The organism is Nocardia jinanensis (assembly GCF_014645735.1).
GTDB classification, from domain to species: Bacteria; Actinomycetota; Actinomycetes; order Mycobacteriales; family Mycobacteriaceae; genus Nocardia; species Nocardia jinanensis.
Genome location: NZ_BMMH01000053.1, coordinates 1 through 2,347, shown reverse-complemented (window position 1 = coordinate 2,347; position 2,347 = coordinate 1). Strand labels below are relative to the sequence as shown.

Here is a 2,347-nt window from a genome sequence, read left to right as displayed (position 1 = left end):
TTGAATACCCATGGTGTGCCGCGTCGTATGAATATCGGGCAGATCCTGGAAACCCACCTCGGCTGGATCGGTAAGACGGGCTGGGATATTCAGCCGGTCGACGGCGCTCGGCCCGATTGGGCGAACCGGTTGCCCGAGGAGCTGATGTCGGCGGCGCGGGATACGAACCTCGCGACACCGGTGTTCGACGGTGCGCGCGAAGAAGAGCTGGGCGGTCTGCTGGCGTCCACCCTGCCCAATCGAGATGGGGAGGTGATGGTGGGAGCGGATGGAAAAGCGACGTTGTTCGATGGTCGTTCGGGTGAGCCGTTCCCGTATCCGGTGGCGGTGGGTTACATGTACATCCTGAAGCTGCATCACTTGGTCGACGACAAGATCCATGCCCGTTCGACCGGTCCGTACTCGATGATCACCCAGCAGCCGCTGGGTGGTAAGGCGCAGTTCGGTGGTCAGCGTTTCGGTGAGATGGAGTGCTGGGCCATGCAGGCCTACGGTGCGGCCTACACCCTGCAGGAATTGTTGACGATCAAGTCCGACGATGTCGTGGGTCGGGTGAAGGTCTACGAGGCGATCGTCAAGGGCGAGAACATTCCGGAGCCGGGCATCCCGGAATCGTTCAAGGTTCTGCTCAAGGAACTCCAGTCGCTGTGCCTCAACGTGGAGGTGCTCTCGGCCGACGGTACGGCTGTCGGACTGGACCACGGCGACGACGACGAACTCGAGCGCAGGGCCACGAATCTCGGGATCACATTGTCCCGGGACGAATCACCCGCCATCGACGAGCTCACGAGCTGAGCGAACCGGCCGAGCCGCGCCCGGTCCACGGCGCGCGGCTCGGTGTTGCGGGTCCACTGCGACACAGAACGCGTATGCGGCGGGTGGCGAAGACAAGATCGCTGCGGCGGTCTCGCACCACGCGACCTGGCGGTTCGCTATCGTCTCTGCTCAGTCCGTGCGGAGTGCAGAGCGGATCGTGGCCACATGTGATGCCGCGGCTCCCGTGTTGTCGATCAGAATTCGAGGCTCGGTGAACGGTTCCCAGCGCCGGGCCCGCACCTGTGCCCAGGTCGGGTTGCCCTGTCCCGGCCGATCGGGTTCGCGCGTCTCCACACGGCGGCGATGCTCGACCGTATCCGAGCAGATGACCTCCACCCAGTGCAGCCGAACCTGCGATCCGAGGGCCAGGTCGGTCCACATCGACCTGGCCGCCTGCAGGTTGTTGCAGGCGTCGACGACCACCGTGCGCCCGCCCAGTAGCTGGTCCTCGGCCACCCAGGCCGCTGCGACGTAACCGACAGGATTGTCCTCGAACGGCATCAATGTCGATACGATCGCCGCCTCGAAGGTATCGATACGCAGGAAAGTCGCCCCGAGCTCGTCGGCCAGCGCACGTGCCAAAGTGGTCTTTCCGCAGCCGGGTAGACCGGCGAACACCACCAGACGAGTCGACCCGGTCGCCACCCGACCGATCCTATGTGGCGGACCCGAGCTATGTCAGGTGATGCGTACCCATCGACCCGATCAGGGAGCTGCCGCTGCCCCGATCGCGCTAGCTTCGATCGGAACGACCGCCGGAGGTGCTACCGGTGAAGGTGTCCCACTCGGCGGCGGTGAAAACGAGAGCCGGGCCGGTGGGGTTTTTGGAATCGCGAACGCCGACGCGCCCGCCGCCGAGGAACGCGACCTCCACGCACTCCTTTGTTCCGCCGCTACGCCTGCTCTTGAACCATTTCGCTTCGGATAGGTCGACGTTCACCGTTCGTGCTCCCTTGCTGCCGTGCGCAGCAGATTCCTGCTGCTGACCTCGTCGAGCGAGGCTCGCTCGACGAGGTCGCACGCCTCTACGTATCGCTGCACGATACCGACCTTCTCGCTGTACATGTCGCCGGTGTAGTTCTCGGCGTAGACAATTGTCGGCTCGGCTGGTCTGCCCGGAGTTGCCGCGCTGAACTCCATGATCACGAACGGCCCGATCTGCTCACCGACAGGTATCCCGGCGGAGAAGGGCAGGACTCGCAGTCTCACGTTCGGAAGGGTCCCGGCATCGGCGAGATGCCTCAGTTGCATTGCCATTACGCGCGGTCCACCGACAGTCCGGCGTAGAACCGTCTCTGCCAGAACCACATTGAGCCGGGCAGGACGGGATCTCCGGGTGATCAGTGCCTGCCGACGCATTTTGAGCTGCACGCGTCGCTCGCGCTCCTCCCCGGTGTCTTCAGGACTGGCCACCCGAGCCAACGCTCGTGCGTACTCCTGGGTCTGCAGTAGTCCGGGTACAAGGTGAATCGTCACGGGTTTGGGGCCGCTTCCTTCTTTGAGGAAGATGGTCTCCATCATGTCGAAGCGC

The 2,347-nt window shown here is 64.0% G+C and carries 4 protein-coding genes; 1 reads left to right on the top strand and 3 read right to left on the bottom strand.

Annotated elements, in window-relative coordinates:
• Positions 1–795, top strand: a 795-nt coding sequence (locus IEY68_RS35780; protein ID WP_444543824.1) for a DNA-directed RNA polymerase subunit beta, incomplete at its 5' end; no start/stop codon positions are given.
• A gap of 150 nt (positions 796–945) precedes the next feature.
• Here IEY68_RS35780 and IEY68_RS35775 read toward each other — a convergent pair.
• The 3 genes from IEY68_RS35775 to IEY68_RS36695 all read right to left on the bottom strand — a co-directional run.
• Positions 946–1,461, bottom strand: coding sequence for a P-loop nucleotide/nucleoside kinase family protein (locus IEY68_RS35775; RefSeq protein ID WP_058852901.1), 516 nt, complete (start codon positions 1,459–1,461; stop codon positions 946–948).
• Positions 1,462–1,549: 88 nt separating this feature from the next.
• Entirely contained in the window at positions 1,550–1,756 is a 207-nt protein-coding gene (locus IEY68_RS35770) for a DUF397 domain-containing protein (RefSeq protein ID WP_058852902.1), read from the bottom strand.
• The coding region (locus IEY68_RS36695; RefSeq protein WP_229719239.1) for a DUF5753 domain-containing protein at positions 1,753–2,347 on the bottom strand (595 nt) is incomplete at its 5' end. The genes IEY68_RS36695 and IEY68_RS35770, both read right to left, overlap by 4 nt.